This window comes from Streptomyces sp. NBC_01198 (assembly GCF_036010485.1).
In the GTDB taxonomy this organism is placed as follows: domain Bacteria; phylum Actinomycetota; class Actinomycetes; order Streptomycetales; family Streptomycetaceae; genus Actinacidiphila.
Window position 1 is genome coordinate 7093829 of the sequence record NZ_CP108568.1, and the last position, 19404, is coordinate 7113232.

A 19404-nucleotide genomic window follows, 5' to 3' on the forward strand; every position below is an offset into this window, starting at 1 on the left:
CGGTCATCGTTAGGTAAGGGCTGTCCGGTCCCGCTGCCCGTCCGCGTCGAGGCACGCCTTGAGCGCGTCCAGCGCGGCCGCGAGCCGTGGCGAGCCGCAGTGCCTGGACAGCCGGGCGGCCTCCCGGCCCAGCGCCAGCGCGCCCTCCCGGTCACCGGCTCTGGCGTGCGCCTCGCCGGATCGGGCCGCGTAGAGGCTGCGGTCGCGGACGAAGCCCGGCTCCAGCCGGTCCAGCGCCCCGTCCAGCAGCGGCATCGCCTCGGCCGCCCGGCCGAGCGCGAGCAGCCCGAGGCCCTGCTGCGCGGTGAGTTCCGTGGCGTCCAGCCAGTACAGCCACGGCGGTCCCGGGTCGGCGCCCGCCATGGCGAGCTGCCGTTCCGCCTCGGCCGCCGCCCGCCGGAAGGCGCCCTCGGCGCCGGCCGCCGCGTGCGCCCTGGCCAGCCGGGTGGCGGCGAGCGCGCGGACCTGCGGGGGAGCGCCGCCCGCCGCCCGTACCGCTGCCTCGGCGGCGGCGAGCGCGTCCCGCGGCCGGTCCGCGATCACCGACTGCAGCGCCAGGCCGCCCCAGACCGCGGCCGCCAGCGGCCGGTCGCCCGCGCTGTGCGCGAGCCGAAGCCCCGTCAGGTAGTGCCGCTGGGCGGCCCCGTGCCGCCCGGCGTCGGTGGCGGACCAGCCGCCGAGCTGGGCCAGGTCCGCGGCCACCCGCAGCAGCCGCTGCACCGCGCCCCGCCCGCCGCGCCCGGGCAGCTCGCGCCGCAACAGGCCGCTGACCAGCCGCAGATCGGCCTCCACCCGGTGCCGCACGGCGGCGCCGCCGAGCCGGTCGTCGAGCCGGCGCAGTCCGGTCACCCCGGCCTCCAGCCAGTCGAGGGAGGCCCCGTCCACCACGAGCGGGCCCACCGGGCCGGTGGCCTGCGCGGGCACCCGGTCGCGCGCCACCATGCCGCGGTGCCTGGCGTCCTCCGCGCCGGCCGCGTCCCAGTCGGCGATGGCGTCGAGCAGCGCCTGCTCGTCGGCGATCGGGAAGCCGCGGGGGTCGCCGGCCGCGTCGTCCAGGACGGAGGCCAGCGCGGTCAGGCTGCCCTCGGTGGTCCAGGGCAGCCCGTCGGGCATGCCGCCGTGCGCGGGCAGCCAGCGGGGCCACGGGCGGGCGTCGACCTCGCGCGCCGGTATGCCGAGCGCGCGGGCCAGCGCGCGCTGGCTGTCGGCCTCGGGCACGACACCCCAGTGCTCCCAGCGCCACACCTTCTCCCGCCGGGCCGCCATGGGCACGCCGAGCGCCCGCGCGTGGTCGGCGATCACCCGGGCGAGGTCCTGGTAGCTCCAGCCGTGCCTGCGCCGTATGTAGGCCAGCGGATGTGTCGACGCGGCGGAGTCCTCACGTGCCACGTGTGTGCCGTCCATTCACCGGTCCCTGCCGCGCCGCCCACGCCGACGCCACTTCGTAGCGGAATCGATTATTCGAATACCAGTCCGGCGGGTGTCCGCGCAGCTTAACGCGCGAAATCCGTGGCTTCCGGGATCCAAACCGAGGCCACCCTACGGGACTACAGCGAGACAACAGGACCACACTTGTCCCCGACGGGCGCCAACCGCTTGGCTGTTGGCGATCACATGACGTAACGCGCGCCGTGGAGGGCTGCCCGCGGATGACCCCACCGCCGCCACCCTTCCGCCTTTCGCGTGGCAAGGACGACGTGGCCTTCGACACCGCTCTCGGCGACGAGGAGCTGGTCGCCGTTCGTGCTGCCCTGACGCAGGGCCGCTGGACGGAGGTCCGCGCGCTCCTGGCGCGCACCGGAGACGACTGGGACCTGCGCGGTCACCGGCTGGTCGTCCTGGGCGAGGGCCGCAGCACCGCCACCTGGGCCGACGAATGGCGGCTCGCGGAACCCGAGAGCGCCGACGCCGCCGCCCTCCACGCCATCGCCGCGGTCTTCCGGGCCGCGGCCGGCCGGCAGAGCCCCGACTCCGCCCGCGAGGCCTGCCTGCGCGCCGCCAGGATGACGCCGGCCGACCCCTCGCCGTGGCTCGGGCTGCTCATCCTGGCCCGCCACACCGGCACCGACGACGAGCAGGTCCGCGCCTTCGACCAGGTCCGCGGCCGGCACCGCGGCCACCACCACGGGCACTACCTGATGACCCGCTGCCTGGCCGAGCGTCAGAAGACCGACGGCGACGACCCCTTCCACGAGGTGTACGAGTTCGCCGAGTGGGCCTCGGACGAGGCCGGGCCCGGCTCGCCGCTCGGCGTGCTGCCGCTCGTCGCCCTGGTCGAGCGCTACCACGCGCTGGCCGCGGCCGGCTCGCTGCCCGCCGACCCCACCCGGCTGCCCTACTGGACCAGCCCGCGGGCCAGGGCGAGCCTGCGCAGCGCCTTCGACTGGTGGCTGGACTGGGACGACCGCAGCCATCCGCGACTGCTGCTCGACCTGAACCACCTGGCCTTCGTGCACACCCACGCCGGTGACATGGTGGCCGCCGCCGCCCTCTTCAACCGGATCGGACGGGACGCGACCCGCGTCCCCTGGTCGTACTTCGACCGCGACCCGAAGAAGTCGTTCCGTGCCGCGCGCAACGCCGCGCTCGGTTTCGGTACCTCGTAGGACCGCTCCCTCAGGCACCACCACCCACGGAAGAAGGACAACAGAGCCATGCTGACGGGCAGTACGACCGGGATCAGCACATACAAGGGAGAGCAGCGCGCGTTGCGCGCGGACCGGATCGGCGCGCCGGCCCTGTTGCTCTCGGTACTCGCGGCCACCGCGCCGCTGCTGGTGGTGGCCGGGGTCATCCCCACCACCTTCGCCACCATGGGCATCGTCGGGGTGCCCCTGCTGTTCGTCATCGTGGGCGCCGTGCTCATCCTGTTCAGCTTCGGCTACGCCGAGATGAGCCGGCACGTGCACAACGCCGGCGCGCTGTACGCCTACATATCCCGCGGGCTCGGCGGCACGGTCGGCGCCGGCGCGTCGTACGTGGCGCTGTTCGCCTACAGCCTGATGCAGTGCGGCAGTTACGGCCTGTTCGGCTTCGAGATCTCCAGCCAGATCGCCCAGCACTGGCAGCACAACGTCGCCTGGTGGATCCCGGCGCTCGGCGGGGTGGCGATCACCGCGGTCTTCGGCGCGCTGAAGATCGACCTCAACGCCAAGACCCTCGGCGTGCTGCTGCTCATCGAGACCACGATGATCGTGGTGTTCGACGTCGGCTTCCTCAGCGACCCGGGCACCCAGGGCGTCTCGGCGCACGCCTTCAACCCCGGCACCCTCAGCGGCGCGGGCCTCGGCACCGCCCTGTGCTTCACCATCGCGGGCTTCCTCGGCTTCGAGCAGGCCCCGGTCTACGCCGAGGAGACCAGCGACCCGCAGCGGGTGGTCTCCAAGGTGATGTTCCTCGCGGTCGGCTTCGCCACCGTCTTCTTCGCCCTCAGCGCCTGGGCGATCACCGTGGCGACCGGTCCCTCCGGCGTCATCGCGGGGGCGCAGAAGGAGGGTCCGAACCTGATCTTCGCGCTCACCCAGGACCGGCTCGGCACCGCCTTCACCGACACGCTCAACGTCTTCTTCATCACCGGCATCTTCGCCTCGATGCTGAGCTTCCACAACGTCGTGGCCCGCTACGCCTTCGCCATGGGCCGTGACGGGCTGCTGCCCGCCGCGGTCGGCCGTACCGCGAAGAGCAGCGGCGCCCCGGCCATCGGCTCGTTCCTGCAGTCCGCCGTCGCCGTGGTGATCGTCGTCGTCTTCGCCGTCACCGACGACAAGCCGGTGGGCGACCCGACCGCGCCGGTGCTCCGGCTGTTCACCTGGCTGGGCAACGTCGGCGCGCTCGGTGTGGTGCTGCTGATGTGCACCGCGGCGGTCGCGGTGATCTCCTTCTTCGTCAAGCGCGGCGCCGCCCGCGTCCAGGGTTGGCGGCTGGTCACCTCAGCGGTGGCCGCCCTCGCGCTCGGGGCGATCTTCGTCTACTCGGTGAAGGACTTCTCCGTGCTGCTCGGCGCCAACCCCGGCCACGGGCTGCGCTGGATCCTGCCGGGCGTCATCGCGCTGGCCGCCGTCATCGGACTGGTCTACGGCCAGGTGCTGCGCGTCACCCGCCCCGAGGTGCACGCCAGGATCGGGCAGGGCAACGAGGCCTTCCAGCTGGAGAAGGCCGCCGCGGCCGAGGCGTCCAGCTGACCCGAACGGCCCGCGCCAGCGGCCCGCCCCGCCCAGCCGGGTGCGGCGGGCCGCTGGCGTTGCCGCGGCCTGCGTGCGCGACCTGCCGCCCGCCGCTCTCCCCACCCACCCGTCGCCGTCGTCAGGACCCGCCATGACCTGCTGCTCAACGGACACCGAGACCGCGCCCGCCGCCGACCCGCACCCGCTTGACCCGCTGACCGCCGCTGAGATCGACGCCGCCCGCGCCGCGCTGGCGGCCGAGGGCAAGGTCACCGGGGCCACCCGCTTCCCGCTGGTGCTGCCCGACGAGCCGGACCGGCACGCGGTGTTCGCGCACCGACCCGGCGACCCGGTCACCCGCCGGGTCCGGGTCACGCTGCTGGACTCCGGCACCGGCCGCGCGGCCGAGGCGCTGGTGGACGTCACCGACACCGCCGCGGGAGTGCTGCTGTCCTACCGCGACCTGGACCCGGAGGCCGACGGCCAGCCGCCGCTGCTGTTCGAGGAGTACGAGACCTGCGACGAGATCGTCAAGGCCGACCCGGGCTGGCGCAAGGCGATGGCCGACCGGGGCGTCACCGACCTCTCCCTGGTCATCGCCGCGCCGCTGGCCGCGGGCAACTTCGGCGTCGCCTCGGAGACCGGCCGGCGGATGCTGCGCTCGCTGACCTTCCTGCGCTGCACGGTGGCTGACAACCCGTTCGCCCACCCGGTCGGCGGCCTGGTGGCCGAGGTCGACCTCACCGACCGCCGGGTGGTCCGGCTGATCGACACCGGAGCCGTCCCCGTCCCGGCCGAATGCGGGCGCTACGAGGCCGGCTTCACCGGTCCCGCCCGTACCGACCTGCGGCCGCTGGAGATCACCCAGCCGGAAGGGCCGTCCTTCGCCCTCGAAGGGCCAGTGCTGCGCTGGCAGAACTGGCGGCTGCGACTGGACTTCAACGCCCGCGAGGGCCTGGTCCTGCACGAGATCACCCACCGCGACGGCGACCGCGACCGGCCGGTGCTGCACCGCGCCTCCATCGCCGAGATGGCCGTGCCCTACGCCGAGCCCGACCCGGCCCGCAACTGGGTCTGCTACCTGGACGCGGGGGAGTACCTGCTCGGCAGGAACGCCAACGCGCTGCGGCTGGGCTGCGACTGCCTCGGCGAGATCGCCTACGTGGACGCGGTGCTCGCTGACGACCACGGCCGCCCCGAGACGCTCCCCAACGCGATCTGCATCCACGAGGAGGACACCGGCCTGCTCTGGAAGCACACCAACATCTTCGACGGCTTCGCGGTGGACTCCCGCCGCGCCCGGCGGCTGGTGATCTCCTACATCGCCACCCTGGGCAACTACGACTACGGCTTCTACTGGTATCTCCACCAGGACGGCACGATCGCCTTCGAGGCCAAGGCCACCGGGCTTTTGCAGACCTCCGCCGCCGAGCCGGGCGCCGGATCCCCGTACGCCACCGAGATCGCCCCTGGCCTGCTTGCCCCCTTCCACCAGCACCTGTTCTGCGCCCGGCTGGACATGACCGTGGACGGGCCGGGCAACACGGTCGAGGAAGTGGACGTGGTCAGGCTGCCGGCCGGCCCGGACAACCCGAACGGCAACGCCTTCACCACCACGACCACCCCGGTCGCCGACAGCGGCCAGGCCGGGCGGGTCGCCGACCCCGCGGTGGGCAGGCGCTGGCGGATCGTCAACCCGGGCGCCCGCAACCGGATGGGCGCGCCGGTCTCCTACACCCTGGTGCCGCAGAGCGGACCGCTGCTGCTCGCGCAGCCGGGTTCGCCGGTCGCCGAACGGGTCGCGTACGCCACCAAGCACCTGTGGGTGACCCGCTACCGCCCGGAGCGCCATTACCCGGACGGCGACTACCCCAACCAGCACGCGGGCGGCACGGGGGTCACCGCGTGGTCGCAGCCCGGCGAGGCGCTGGAGGACACCGATCTGACGGTGTGGCACTCCTTCGGCCCGACCCATCTGCCGCGGCTGGAGGACTGGCCGGTGATGCCGGTCGACTCCTGCGGTTTCAGCCTCAGGCCGACCGGCTTCTTCGACCGCAACCCGGCGCTCGACCTGCCCGAGGAGACCGGCGGCGGATCCGGAGCGCACTGCCACGCCTGAACCGCCGCCAGCCGGCGGGCGGGGCACACGGACGGCGGCATTCACCGCGACACTAAGCGGTTGCTCAGCCGGGGCCTTGCAAAAACTGGAACACGTTTCTACCATCACGGGTGTGACATCACCGCTGTCAAACCGGCCGCCGCAGGCCCCGGCCGCGCCCGGCCCGCTGGCCGGGGTGCGGGTGGTCGAACTGGCCGGGATCGGGCCCGGCCCCTTCGCGGCGATGCTGCTGGCCGACCTGGGCGCCGACGTCGTACGCGTCGACCGCCCGGGCGCACCCGCGCTCGGCATCGACCCGGCCACCGACCTCAGCAACCGCAACAAGCGGTCGGTGCTCGTCGACCTCAAGGCGCCGCAGGGCCCCGCGGCCGTGCTCGACCTGGTGGAGCGCGCCGACATCCTGATCGAGGGTTACCGCCCGGGAGTCGCAGAACGCCTCGGCGTCGGCCCCCGGGAGTGCACCGCCCGCAACCCGCGACTGGTCTACGGCCGGATGACCGGCTGGGGCCAGGAAGGCCCGCTGGCCGCCAGCGCCGGCCACGACATCGGCTACATCGCGATCACCGGCGCGCTGGGCCTGGCCGGACCGGCGGACGGCGACCCGGCCGCCCCCGCCAACCTGCTCGGCGACTACGCGGGCGGCTCGCTCTACCTGGTCACCGGCGTGCTCGCCGCCCTGCACCACGCCCGTACGCACGGCGAGGGCCAGGTGGTGGACGCCGCCATCGTGGACGGCACCGCCCACCTGAGCACGATGCTGCACGGCATGCTCGCGGCCGGCACCTGGCAGGACCGGCGGGCCGGCAACCTGCTGGACGGCGGCGCGCCCTTCTACGGCGTCTACCGCACCGCCGACGGCGGCCACATGGCCGTCGGCGCCCTGGAACAGCGCTTCTACGACACCTTCGCCGCGCTGCTCGGCCTGACCGACGACGAGGCCGCGCTGCGCGCGGACCCCGCCCGCTGGCCGGAGCTGCGGGCCGCGGTCGCCGCGCGCTTCCTGAGCCGGGACCGCGAGGAGTGGACCGCGGTCTTCGCCGGCACCGACGCCTGCGCGGCGCCCGTGCTGTCGCTGACCGAGGCACCCAGGCACCCGCACCTGGCCGCCCGCGGTACCTTCGCCGAGGCGCACGGCATGACCCAGCCGGCTCCCGCACCCCGCTTCTCGGTGACGCCCACCGCGCTGCGCCGCCCGCCGGCACTGCCGGGCGCGCACACTGCTGAGGTGGCCCGTGACTGGGACACCCCCGCCCTGACCGGAACGCCCGGCCCGACGGCCGGGAGCTGACCCCGCACCCGCCGGACGACCGCCGCACCGCCCGCCCAGCCGTACGCCCGCCCGCACAGAAAGGCCCGACGTTGAGCACCGACGCCTACGTCTACGACGCCGTCCGCACCCCGCGAGGGCGCGGGAAGGCCAACGGTTCCCTGCACGGGACCAAGCCGATCGACCTCGTCGTCGGCCTCATCCACGAACTGCGCGGCCGCTACCCGGACCTGGACCCCGCGGCGATCGACGACATCGTGCTCGGCGTGGTCAGCCCGATCGGCGACCAGGGCTCCGACATCGCCCGGATCGCCGCGGTCGCCGCGGGCCTGCCCGACACGGTGGCCGGCGTCCAGGAGAACCGCTTCTGCGCCTCCGGCCTTGAAGCGGTCAACATGGCCGCGGCCAAGGTGCGTTCCGGCTGGGAGGACCTGGTGCTGGCCGGCGGGGTCGAGTCGATGTCCCGGGTCGCGATGGGCACCGACGGCGGCGCCTGGGCGATGGACCCGATGACCAACCTCCAGACCGGCTTCGCCCCGCAGGGCATCGGTGCCGACCTCATCGCCACCATGGGCGGCTTCTCCCGCCACGACGTCGACAGCTACGCCGCGATGTCGCAGGAACGCGCCGCCGAGGCCTGGAAGGACGGCCGCTTCGCCCGCTCCGTGGTGCCGGTGCGGGACCGCAACGGGCTCGTGGTGCTCGACCACGACGAGCACATGCGCCCCGGCACCACCCCCGAGTCGCTGGCCGCGCTCAAGCCGTCCTTCGCCGACATCGGCGACCTCGGCGGCTTCGACGCGGTGGCGCTGCAGAAATACCACTGGGTGGAGCGGATCGACCACGTCCACCACGCCGGGAACTCCTCCGGGATCGTCGACGGCGCCGCCCTGGTGGCGATCGGCAGCCGGGAGATCGGCGAGCGCTACGGCCTGACGCCGCGCGCCCGTATCGTCTCCGCGGCCGTCTCCGGCTCCGAGCCGACCATCATGCTCACCGGCCCCGCCCCGGCCAGCCGCAAGGCGCTCGCCAAGGCGGGCCTGACCATCGACGACATCGACCTGATCGAGATGAACGAGGCCTTCGCCGCGGTCGTGCTGCGCTTCGCCGCGGACCTGGGCGTCGGCCTTGACAAGGTCAACGTCAACGGCGGCGCCATCGCCATGGGCCACCCGCTCGGCGCCACCGGCGCGATGCTGCTCGGCACGCTCATCGACGAGTTGGAGCGCCGCGACCTGCGCCACGGGCTCGCCACCCTCTGCGTCGGCGGCGGTATGGGTATCGCCACCGTCGTCGAACGCCTCTGACCCGTCTCCCCGCCCCCACCCCCGCTAACGGAGCCAACCCGACATGAGCGAGCCCACCACCATCCGCTGGGAGCAGGACGCGGACGGCGTCGTCACCCTCGTACTCGACGACCCCGCGCAGTCGGCCAACACCATGAACGCCGCGTTCGCCGACTCGCTCGACGCGGTGGTCGACCGGCTGGAGGCCGAGGTCGACGACATCCGTGGCGTCGTCATCACCTCCGCCAAGAAGACCTTCTTCGCCGGCGGCGACCTCCGCGACCTGATCCGCGCCACCCCCGACGACGCCCAGCAGGTCTTCACCGGCACCCTGCGCATCAAGAGCGCGCTGCGCCGGCTGGAGACCCTCGGCAAGCCCGTCGTCGCCGCCGTCAACGGCGCCGCGCTCGGCGGCGGTTACGAGATCGCGCTGGCCTGCCACCACCGCGTCGCCCTCGACACCCCGGGGACGAAGATCGGGCTGCCCGAGGTCACCCTCGGCCTGCTGCCCGGAGGCGGCGGCGTGGTCAGGACCGTACGGCTGCTCGGCATCGCCGACGCCCTGCTCAAGGTGCTGCTGCAGGGCACCCAGTATTCCGCGCCGCGCGCGCTGGCCGCCGGCCTGATCCACGAGGTCGCCGCCGACCGCGACGCCCTGCTCGCCGCCGCCCGCGCCTTCATCGACGCCCACCCGGAGTCGCGCCAGCCCTGGGACACCCCCGGGTACAAGATCCCCGGCGGCACCCCCAGGAGCCCCGCCTTCGCGGCGAACCTGCCGGCCTTCCCCGCCAACCTGCGCAAGCAGCTGGCCGGCGCCCCCTACCCGGCGCCGCGCAACATCCTGGCGGCCGCCGTCGAGGGCGCCCAGGTGGACTTCGCGACCGCCTCGGTGATCGAGGCCCGCTACTTCACCGAGCTGGCCTGCGGCCCGATCTCGAAGAACATGATCCAGGCCTTCTTCTTCGACATGCAGGCTGTCAACTCCGGTGCGGGGCGCCCCGCGGACGTCGCCGCCCGCCCGGTCACCAGGGTGGCCGTGCTCGGCGCCGGCATGATGGGCGCCGGCATCGCCTACTCCTGCGCCCGGGCCGGCATCGACGTCGTCCTCAAGGACGTCACCCAGGAGGCGGCCGACCGCGGCAAGGCCTACTCGGCCGGCCTGCTGGACAAGGCGCTGGCCAAGGGGCGGACGACCGCCGGGAAGCGGGACGCGCTGCTGGCCAGGATCACCCCCACCGCGGAGCCGGCCGACCTGGCCGGCTGCGACGCGGTCATCGAGGCGGTCTTCGAGGACGCGGCCCTCAAGCACAAGGTCTTCCAGGAGATCGAGCACATCGTCGCGCCCGACGCGCTGCTGTGCTCCAACACCTCCACGCTGCCCATCTCGCAGCTCGCCGAGGGCGTCGAGCGCGGCACGGACTTCATCGGCCTGCACTTCTTCTCGCCGGTCGACCGGATGCCGCTGGTGGAGATCATCAAGGGCGAGCAGACCGGCGACGAGGCGCTGGCCCGCGCCTTCGACCTGGTGCGGCAGATCCGCAAGACGCCGATCGTGGTGAACGACTCGCGCGGATTCTTCACCTCCCGGGTGATCAGCAACTTCATCAACGAGGGCGTCGCGATGATCGGCGAGGGGGTCCCGGCCGCCTCGGTCGAGCAGGCGGCCGCGCAGGCCGGCTACCCGGCGAAGGTCCTCTCGCTGCTGGACGAGCTGACCCTGACGCTCTTCGTCCGGATCAGCCGGGAGACCCGCGCCGGGGTCGAGGCGGCCGGCGGTACGTGGCGGGCGCATCCGGCCGAGGCGGTCATCGACCGCATGGTCGACGAGTTCCGCCGCCCCGGCCGCAGTGGCGGCGCCGGATTCTACGACTACTCCGGCGGCCGCAGGACCGGGCTGTGGCCGGGCCTGGCCGAGCACTTCGGCCGGCAGGACGTCGAGATCCCCTTCGCCGACCTCCAGGAGCGGATGCTCTTCTCCGAGGCGCTGGACAGCGTGCGGCTGCTGGAGGAGGGCGTGCTCACCTCGGTCGCCGACGCGAACGTCGGCTCGGTGCTGGGCATCGGCTTCCCGGCCTGGACCGGCGGCGTGCTGCAGTACATCAACGGTTACCCGGGCGGCGTCGCCGGCTTCACCGCCAGGGCCCGCGAGCTGGCCGCGGCCTACGGCGAGCGGTTCGCCCCGCCGGCCCTGCTGACGGCCACGGCGGAACGCGGTGAGACCTTCACCGACCGCAGGGCAGCCGGCTGACGCTCCGTCTGCCCCGGCGGACCGCCGCCCGCCGCCCGCAGCCCCGTCAGGGCTGCTCGGCGGCGGGCGGCGGCCAGGCCCACACCTGCTCGTTGAGCGAGCGCTGGAAGGTCGTCACGAGCGCCTGCACCACCAGCGGCTGCATCTGCGCGGACAGCGAACGCAGCGCGGCGTCCGGTTCGCTCTCCCGCACCGGCTCCCGCACCGACTCGCGGAAGATCCGGCTGATCGCCGCGGCCGCCGCCCGCGCGTGCTTCTGCATGGCCTCCCTGGCCGCCACGATCGCCTCCAGCGGGATCGGCGTGTCCAGCAGCCGCACCCCCAGATGCAGGGTGCCGGGGTCGACCACGAAGACGTCGGGGTCCTCGGTCGGCTCCAGCACGTTCATCGCCGCCAGCCGCTGCACGTCGGCGTCCGCCAGCGGGCGGCCGGCCCGCTGCTCCAGCTGTTGCCGGCCGAGCCGCGTGCCGCCCCCCGGCAGCCAGGACGCCACCAGCGCCCGGTGGATCGCCAGGTCGTGCTCGCTGATGGAGTCGGGCAACTGCGCCAGATAGCGCTCGATGGCCGCCAGCGTGAGTCCCTGCTGCTGCAACTCCTCGATCAGCGCCAGCCGCGACAGGTGCTCCGCCCCGTAGTGCCCCACCCGGCGCGGCCCGATGTCCGGCGGCGGCAGCAGCCCGCGGGCGCCGTAGAAGCGGACGGTGCGTACGGTCACCCCGGCGCGGGCGGCCAGCTCGTCGATGGTCAGGGCGGTCTGCGGCACCGCAACAGTATTGCTGTGCCACCGGCGCTGTGAAAGACGCCGCCGCAGCTCACGTGCCGCCCGCGGCCGCCACCGCGACCGTTACGGACGGACGCACAGCCGAGCAGACGCCGCGCCCCGGTGCGGGGGCCACGTCGCGAACGGTCACAGCCGCGCACCTCGTACGCTGGCCCGCGTGCCCCTTCGCCGAGCCGCCCCGCACCGTGTCCCGCGGCTGCTGCCGGCCTGCCTCGCGGGCGCCGCGCTGGCCTGCCTGCTGTCCTGCTCCGGCAGCGGCGGGCCCGCGGCCGGCGCCCCGGGCCTGGGCGACCGGCTCTTCCCCGCCGCGGGCAACGGCGGCTACGACGTCACGCACTACGGCCTCGACCTGTCCTACGACCCCGGCTCCGGGCGGCTGTCCGGCACCGCCGTCGTCACCGCCACCGCGACCAGCGACCTCAGCGGCTTCGACCTGGACCTGGCAGGCCTGACGGTCACCCGCGTCGGCGTCGACGGCCGCCCGGCCCGCACCAGCAGGTCGGGCACCGAGCTGACCGTCCGGCCGGCCCGCGTGCTGCGCCGGGGCGCCCGCTTCGAGACCACCGTCGGGTACGCGGGCGTGCCCCGGCTGCTCACCGACCCCGACGGCTCGCACGAGGGCTGGTTCCGCACCGGCGACGGCGCTCTGGCGCTCGGCGAGCCCGTCGGCTCGATGGCGTGGTTCCCCGGCAACGACCACCCCTCGGACAAGGCCGCGTTCGACCTGACCATGTCGGTGCCCGCGGGACTGACCGCGGTGTCCAACGGCGACCTGGCGGGCACCCGCAGCGCCGCCGGCCGCACGGTCTTCCACTGGCGCGGCACGGCGCCGATGGCCACCTATCTGGCCACCGTCGCCATCGGCCGCTTCACCGTCACCCGCTCCCGCACCCCCGGCGGCGTGCCGCTGTACACCGCGGTGGACCCGCGCTCCGACGACCCGCGGACCGCGGCCGCGCTGCGCCGGCTGCCGGAGATCCTCGACTGGGAGAGCGGCCTGTTCGGCCGCTACCCCTTCGGCTCCGCGGGCGCCGTCGTGGACGACCTGCCGTCGGGTCAGGTCGGCTACTCCCTGGAGACCCAGAACCGCCCGGTCTTCCCCGGGGACGGCGACGGGCCGGCGGTGGACGTGCCGACGCTGGTGCACGAGCTGGCCCACCAGTGGTTCGGCGACTCCGTCACCCCGCGCAGCTGGCAGGACATGTGGCTCAACGAGGGCTTCGCCACGTACGCGACCTGGCTGTGGCAGGAACGCGAGGACGGCGTCCCGGTCTCCCGCAGTGCCGCCACGGCGTTCGCCGACCCCGCCGCGTGGGCGTTCCCGCCCGCCGTACCGCCCACGGCCGCCGACGTCTCCGCGCAGCCTGTCTACGACCGCGGCGCCCTGGTCCTCTACCAGATGCACCGGGCCCTCGGCGACGCCGCCTTCGCGAAGCTGCTGCGCGGCTGGCCCGCCGCCCACGCCTACGGCAACGCCTCGACGGCCGAATTCACCGCCTATTGCGCCGGACTGACCACCCGTGACCTGACGCCGCTATTCGCGACCTGGCTGTACGGGACCGCCAAGCCGGCCCGGCTGTGACCGCCCCTTTCGGGGGCCGCCACTGCCTGCCGGGGCTCAGCGCAGCGGGGCGCCGACCGCGTGCATGTGGCCGAGTGCCTGCGCGTAGGAGTCGAACAGCCCGGTCTCGGTGTACCGCACGCCCACGCGGGCGCAGTGCGCGCGCACCAGCGGGCGCACCAGGCGCAGATGCGGACGGGGCAGGCTCGGGAAGAGGTGGTGCTCTATCTGGTAGTTGAGGCCGCCAAGCAGGAAGTCCACCAGCGGATTGCCGCGTACATTGCGCGAGGTCAGCACCTGACGCCGCAGATGCCCCCAGCGCGCGCCCTCCTCGGGCATCTCCATGCCCTTGTGGTTGGGGGCGAAGGCGCAGCCCAGGTGCACGCCGAACAGCGCGTGGTGCAGCGCGGCGAAGGCGATCGCCTGCGGCAGCGGCATGGCGGTCAGCAGCAGCGCGGCGTAGCCCACCAGGTGCGCCACCAGCAGCGAACCCTCGATCAGCCGCCCCCTGCGGTCCAGCCGGCGCAGGTCCTGGAAGCTGGCAACCTTCAGCGCCAGCCCTTCGAGCAGCAGCATCGGGAAGAACAGCCGGGCCTGGTGCCGGGTCAGGAAGCGTGCGAAGCCCTTGCGTTCGACGGCCTGGGCCCGGGTCCACACCAGCGCGCCCACCTCCACGTCCGGGTCCTTGCCCACATGGTTGGGATTCGCGTGGTGCCGGTTGTGCTTGTCGGTCCACCAGCCCGCACCCATGCCCAGCAGCAGATTGCCGTGGAAGAGGGCTATGGCCCGGTTGACCTGGCGGGCCGCCGCTATCTGCTGGTGCCCGGCGTCGTGCCCGACGAAGCCGCTGCGCGTGGACAGCACCGCGGCAGGCAGCGCCAGGGCGAGCACCCACCACGACCCGGTGCCGCCGAGCAGCACCACGGCGGTCCACACCGCGGCCAGTGCCAGCAGGTTCACCGCGATCGACATCACGTAGTGCCCCCGGCGCCGCCGCAGCAGCCCGGCTTCCCGCACCGCGCGCAGCAGCGGGGTGAATTCGCTCGACCCGCTGTCCGGGGCCCGCTCAGGAGGTTCGACGGTGGTCAGGACGGTCGGCATGGGCGCTCCTGGGTGACGGGCGGTGTCCGGCATGACGGCCCGGCCGGGCCGTAGTGCGACGCTACGAACCACCGCCCGCCGCGGACCATGGCGCCATCACCCGGTTTCCCGGGGTGCCAGACCCCCGGAAAACCGGGGGATATCCCCACCCGACTGCTGCCAGGATGGACCGCATGACCACGGACGATCTCTGCACGGCCGAGTTGACGACCGCGCCCCTACCAGTGTCGCACCCCGACGCGGTAACGCTGATCCGCAGGTATTACGCGGAGTTGATCACCCGTTACTACCGACGCCCGACGGACGACACCGAGATCTCCGAGGTCATCGCCGAGGAGCCGAGCGACGACCTGGCGCCGCCCACCGGGATGTTCGTGGTCGCCAGGATCGACGCCGCCCCGGTGGGCTGCCTGGGCGTGCGCGTACTGGACCCCGACACGGTGGAGCTCACCCGGATGTTCGTCGCGCCCGAGGCCCGCAGGAAAGGCGTGGCAGGCAGCCTGATCGCGGTGGCGGAAGGCATCGCGCGCGACACGTTCGGCGCCCGGCTGATCCGCCTGGACACCCGCGCCGACCTGGTCGAGGCCCGGGCGCTGTACGCGCGGCACGGCTACCGCGAGATCGAGCGGTACAACACCGACCCGTACGCCGACCACTGGTTCGAGAAGGCACTGGCCTGACCGGGAGCCCGGACCTCCTGGCGGTCCCGGGCGGCCGCCGGTGTCACCCTGCCCGTTCCGCGACCCGCCGCCGGCCCCGGCCGCCTTGCCGCATGCCACCGCCCGGCGGCGTCTACGATGCTGGCAACCGCCAAGCGTCACGCGTCTTGGCCCGGGCCTGAGGAGCGGCATCATCAGCGGCAACGTTTCGGTCGAACGCAGGATCGCCGAGGAGTTGGGCGTACGCGAAGGTCAGGTGCGGGCGGCCGTCGATCTGCTCGACGGCGGGGCCACCGTGCCGTTCATCGCGCGCTACCGCAAGGAGGCCACCGGCACCCTCGACGACGAGCAGCTGCGCAACCTGGAGGAGCGGCTGCGCTACCTGCGGGAGCTGGACGAGCGGCGAGCCGCGGTCCTGGAGTCGATCGAGGCGCAGGGCAAGCTCGACGACGCGCTCCGCGCGCAGATCGTGGCCGCGGACTCCAAGGCGCGCCTGGAGGACATCTACCTGCCCTACAAGCCCAAGCGGCGCACCAAGGCGCAGATCGCCCGCGAGGCCGGCCTCGAACCGCTCGCCGACGCGCTGCTCGCCGACCCCGCGCTCGACCCGCAGACCACCGCGGCGGCCTACGTCTCCGCGGACAACGGGGTGGAGGACGCGGCGGCCGCGCTGGACGGCGCCCGCGCCATCCTCACCGAGCGCTTCTCCGAGGACGCCGACCTGGTCGGCGAGCTGCGCACCCGGATGTGGAGCCGCGGCCGGCTGATGGCGAAGGTGCGCGACGGCAAGGAGGAGGCCGGCGCGAAGTTCGCCGACTACTTCGACTTCGCCGAGCCCTTCACCAAGCTGCCCTCGCACCGGGTGCTGGCGATGCTGCGCGGCGAGAAGGAGGAGATCCTCGACCTGACGCTGGAGCCCGAGGAGCCCGCCGAGGGCCCGACGAGCTTCGAGCGGCGGATCGCCCAGCAGTTCGGCGTCACCGACCGCGGCCGCCCGGCCGACAAGTGGCTCGCCGACACCGTCCGCTGGGCCTGGCGGACCCGCTTCCTGGTCAGGCTCGGCATCGACCTGCGGGTCCGGCTGCGCCAGGAGGCCGAGGACGAGGCCGTACGGGTCTTCGCCACGAACCTGCGCGACCTGCTGCTGGCCGCGCCCGCGGGCACCCGGGCCACCATGGGCCTCGACCCGGGCCTGCGCACCGGGGTCAAGGTCGCCGTGGTCGACGCCACTGGCAAGGTGGTGGCCACCGACACGATCTACCCGCACGTGCCGCGCAACCGCTGGGACGAGTCGCTGGCGACCCTGGCCCGCCTCGCCGCGGCCCACCGGGTGGACCTGATCGCCATCGGCAACGGCACCGCGTCCCGCGAGACCGACAAGCTCGCCGCCGAGCTGATCAAGGCGCACCCCGAGCTGGACCTGACCAAGGCCGTGGTCTCAGAGGCGGGTGCCTCGGTCTACTCCGCCTCCGCCTACGCCTCGGCGGAACTGCCCGAACTCGACGTGTCGCTGCGCGGTGCGGTCTCGATCGCGCGCCGGCTCCAGGACCCGCTGGCCGAACTGGTCAAGATCGACCCGAGGTCCATCGGCGTCGGGCAGTACCAGCACGACCTGTCCGAGGTGAAGCTGTCCCGGTCGCTCGACGCGGTCGTCGAGGACTGCGTCAACGGCGTCGGGGTGGACGTCAACACCGCGTCGGTGCCGCTGCTGCGCCGGGTCTCCGGCATCACCGAGGGCCTCGCGGCCAACATCGTCACCCACCGCGACGCCAACGGCCCCTTCCGCACCCGCAAGGACCTCAAGGGCGTCGCCAGGCTCGGCCCGAAGGCGTACGAGCAGTGCGCGGGCTTCCTGCGCATCCTCGGCGGCGACGACCCGCTGGACGCCTCCGCGGTGCACCCCGAGGCGTATCCGGTGGTCCGCAGGATCGGGACGACCGCGGGCACCGGGATCGCCGAGCTGATCGGCAACGGCTCGGTGCTGCGTGCCCTGCGCCCGCAGGACTTCGTCGACGACTCCTTCGGCCTGCCGACCGTCACCGACATCCTCGCCGAGCTGGAGAAGCCGGGCCGCGACCCGCGCCCGGCCTTCAAGACCGCCGCCTTCAAGGAGGGCGTGGAGGAGATGAAGGACCTGCGGCCGGGGATGCTGCTGGAGGGCGTGGTCACCAACGTGGCGGCCTTCGGCGCGTTCGTAGACGTCGGCGTCCACCAGGACGGCCTGGTGCACGTCTCGGCGCTCTCCCGCAGCTACGTCTCGGACCCTCGGGACGTGGTGAAGTCCGGCGACATCGTGCGGGTCAAGGTGCTCGACGTGGACCTGCCGCGCAAGCGGATCTCGCTGACCCTGCGGCTGGACGACGAGCCCAAGGCGGCCGGTGCGGGCGGTGGCGCGGCCGGCTCCGCCGGTGGCGGTGACGGTGGTGGCGAGCGGCGCGGGAAGGCGCCGCGGCAGGGCGGCCGGCCCGGCCAGGGCGACCGCCGCGGCGGCGGCTCCGCGGCGCAGCCCGCGGGCGGCGCGATGGCCGACGCCCTGCGCCGGGCGGGCCTGACCGGCGGCAGGTGAAAAGGGGAACCAGGACGGTCCGCGAGGCGTTCTGCTGGGTAAGCGGTAGGGAAAGAGGGCGCGGCGTCGGGCCGCCGGACGCCGCGGACGGAGGCGGGGACAATGTCGAATCGTACGAAGGTCGCCATCGGCGGCGTGCTGCTCGGGCTGATCCTGCTGTACTGGATCCCGCTGTGGCTGTTCTTCCTGATCATCATCGGTATCCCGGTCGCCGGCTATCTGACCCTCGACTCCTCGCAGCGGCGCAGGCTGCGCCGGGTGAGCCGGCGACAAATCGGTCGCTGACCTGGTCGTTCCCCCAGTAGGGTGAGTCATCGGGTCAGGGCATCCGATCGAGGGGAAGACCATCCGATGAGTCATGCCACCGTCACCGCGGTCAGCAGCGACCAGGACCACCGGTTCAGCAAGCCCAACCGGTCCAGCATCCGGCTGCTCGCGGGCCTCGGAGTGGAGGGTGACGCCCATCTCGGCGTCACCGTCCAGCACCGCTCCCGTGTCGCCCAGGACCCGACGCAGCCCAACCTCCGTCAGGTCCACCTGATACACGCCGAGCTCTTCGACGAGCTGCACGACGCCGGGTACGCGGTGGCGCCCGGGGACCTCGGTGAGAACGTCACCACCCGCGGCATCGACCTGCTCGGCCTGCCGGTCGGCACCCGCCTGCACCTCGGCCCGGAGGCAGTCGTGGAGATCACCGGCCTGCGCAACCCCTGCCGCCAGATCGACCGTTTCCGCACCGGCCTGCTCAAGCAGGTCGTCGGCCGTGACGCGGCCGGCCACATCACCCGCAAGGCGGGCGTGATGGGCATCGTGCTGACTCCCGGCACCCTCCACCCGGGCGACCCGATCACCGCCGAACTCCCCTCCCTCCCGCACCGCCCGCTGGAAAGGGTCTGACCCATGCCAGGCCCACCCTCCACCGTCCGGTCGGTCGACGCACTGATCGCCTACGCGGCCGGCGGCCGCCGCGTGAAATACCTGCACTTCTGGGGCCACCGCCCGCAGCGCGACGGCAGCATCGGCGCCGGCTGCCTCAGCCAGTGGTGGCCCGCTCCCTTCGCGGTCGACGGGGTCACCTATGCCACGGCCGAGCACTGGATGATGGCGGGCAAGGCGCGGCTGTTCGGTGACGCCGACGCCGAGCACCGTGCCGTCGCCGCCAACCACCCCAAGGCCGCCAAGGCTGTCGGCCGCTCGGTGCGCGGCTTCGATGAGGCCCGGTGGCAGCAGGAGCGTTTCGCCCTGGTCGCCGCGGGCAGCAGGCACAAGTTCGGGCAGCATCCCGACCTGCGGGCGTTCCTGCTGGCGACCGCCGGCCGGGTGCTGGTCGAGGCCAGCCCGCGGGACCGTGTATGGGGCATCGGGCTGGCGGCGGACGACGAGCGGGCCGATGCCCCGGCGCGCTGGCGGGGCCTGAACCTGCTCGGATTCGCACTGATGGACGCCAGGGACCGGCTGGCAGCCGAGGCGTGACGCGGTCGGAGGCCGGAACAGGCGTGCCCGCCCGGTCCCCGCGTGGCGGTGGACCGGTCGGGCGGGGTCGGGCTACTTCAGGTGGGGGCCGTCCGTGCCGATCTTGCCCGGGGCCGCGTTCCGACCGGGGCCGCGCAGGCGGCCGATGTCGGGGGACGCCGCCTCTCCGCGCGCCACGGA

Annotated in this window: 15 protein-coding genes; 12 read left to right on the top strand and 3 right to left on the bottom strand. The window is 73.7% G+C overall.

Annotated features, from left to right (window positions below):
• Positions 1-9: 9 nt before the first annotated feature.
• Complete coding sequence (locus tag OG702_RS31495; RefSeq protein ID WP_327292346.1) at positions 10-1404, bottom strand: hypothetical protein; 1395 nt, start codon at positions 1402-1404, stop codon at positions 10-12.
• A 245-nt stretch (positions 1405-1649) separates the two neighbouring features.
• On the opposite strand from OG702_RS31495, the gene OG702_RS31500 reads away from it, so the two are divergent.
• From OG702_RS31500 to OG702_RS31525, 6 genes are all read left to right on the top strand, one after another.
• Positions 1650-2606 carry a hypothetical protein gene (locus OG702_RS31500; protein ID WP_327292347.1) on the top strand — a complete coding sequence of 319 codons (957 nt, stop codon included), beginning with the start codon at positions 1650-1652 and terminating at the stop codon, positions 2604-2606.
• A gap of 48 nt (positions 2607-2654) precedes the next feature.
• Positions 2655-4181 (top strand): APC family permease, encoded by a 1527-nt coding sequence (locus tag OG702_RS31505; protein WP_327292348.1) that lies wholly within the window; start codon positions 2655-2657, stop codon positions 4179-4181.
• A 133-nt stretch (positions 4182-4314) separates the two neighbouring features.
• Complete coding sequence (locus OG702_RS31510) at positions 4315-6282, top strand: primary-amine oxidase (protein ID WP_327292349.1); 1968 nt, start codon at positions 4315-4317, stop codon at positions 6280-6282.
• Positions 6283-6394: 112 nt separating this feature from the next.
• Entirely contained in the window at positions 6395-7570 is a 1176-nt protein-coding gene (locus OG702_RS31515) for a CaiB/BaiF CoA transferase family protein (RefSeq protein ID WP_327292350.1), read from the top strand.
• 71 nt (positions 7571-7641) lie between these two features.
• A complete protein-coding gene (locus tag OG702_RS31520) occupies positions 7642-8856 on the top strand; it encodes an acetyl-CoA C-acetyltransferase (RefSeq protein WP_327292351.1) in 1215 nt (404 codons plus the stop codon).
• 43 nt (positions 8857-8899) lie between these two features.
• Positions 8900-11083, top strand: a complete 2184-nt coding sequence (locus tag OG702_RS31525) for a 3-hydroxyacyl-CoA dehydrogenase NAD-binding domain-containing protein (protein ID WP_327292352.1) — start codon at positions 8900-8902, stop codon at positions 11081-11083.
• Positions 11084-11129: 46 nt separating this feature from the next.
• On the opposite strand, the gene OG702_RS31530 is transcribed toward OG702_RS31525, so the two are convergent.
• The gene (locus tag OG702_RS31530) at positions 11130-11846 is read right to left on the bottom strand and encodes a MerR family transcriptional regulator (protein WP_327292353.1); all 717 of its coding nucleotides are present in this window, start codon (positions 11844-11846) and stop codon (positions 11130-11132) included.
• A 175-nt stretch (positions 11847-12021) separates the two neighbouring features.
• On the opposite strand from OG702_RS31530, the gene OG702_RS31535 reads away from it, so the two are divergent.
• Complete coding sequence (locus OG702_RS31535) at positions 12022-13446, top strand: M1 family metallopeptidase (protein ID WP_327292354.1); 1425 nt, start codon at positions 12022-12024, stop codon at positions 13444-13446.
• A 36-nt stretch (positions 13447-13482) separates the two neighbouring features.
• Here OG702_RS31535 and OG702_RS31540 read toward each other — a convergent pair whose 3' ends face one another.
• Complete coding sequence (locus OG702_RS31540) at positions 13483-14526, bottom strand: fatty acid desaturase family protein (protein ID WP_327292355.1); 1044 nt, start codon at positions 14524-14526, stop codon at positions 13483-13485.
• Between the two features lie 173 nt (positions 14527-14699).
• Between OG702_RS31540 and OG702_RS31545 the strand changes: the two genes are divergently transcribed.
• The 5 genes from OG702_RS31545 to OG702_RS31565 all read left to right on the top strand — a co-directional run bounded on the left by OG702_RS31545 (position 14700) and on the right by OG702_RS31565 (position 19224).
• Positions 14700-15206: a GNAT family N-acetyltransferase gene (locus tag OG702_RS31545; protein ID WP_327292356.1), complete on the top strand. Its 507-nt coding sequence runs from the start codon at positions 14700-14702 to the stop codon at positions 15204-15206.
• Positions 15207-15378: 172 nt separating this feature from the next.
• A complete protein-coding gene (locus OG702_RS31550) occupies positions 15379-17751 on the top strand; it encodes a Tex family protein (RefSeq protein ID WP_327293444.1) in 2373 nt (790 codons plus the stop codon).
• 102 nt (positions 17752-17853) lie between these two features.
• Positions 17854-18036 carry a hypothetical protein gene (locus tag OG702_RS31555; protein ID WP_327292357.1) on the top strand — a complete coding sequence of 61 codons (183 nt, stop codon included), beginning with the start codon at positions 17854-17856 and terminating at the stop codon, positions 18034-18036.
• 66 nt (positions 18037-18102) lie between these two features.
• Entirely contained in the window at positions 18103-18648 is a 546-nt protein-coding gene (locus OG702_RS31560) for an MOSC domain-containing protein (RefSeq protein ID WP_327292358.1), read from the top strand.
• 3 nt (positions 18649-18651) lie between these two features.
• Positions 18652-19224 (top strand): NADAR family protein, encoded by a 573-nt coding sequence (locus tag OG702_RS31565; RefSeq protein WP_327292359.1) that lies wholly within the window; start codon positions 18652-18654, stop codon positions 19222-19224.
• Positions 19225-19404 lie beyond the last annotated feature (180 nt).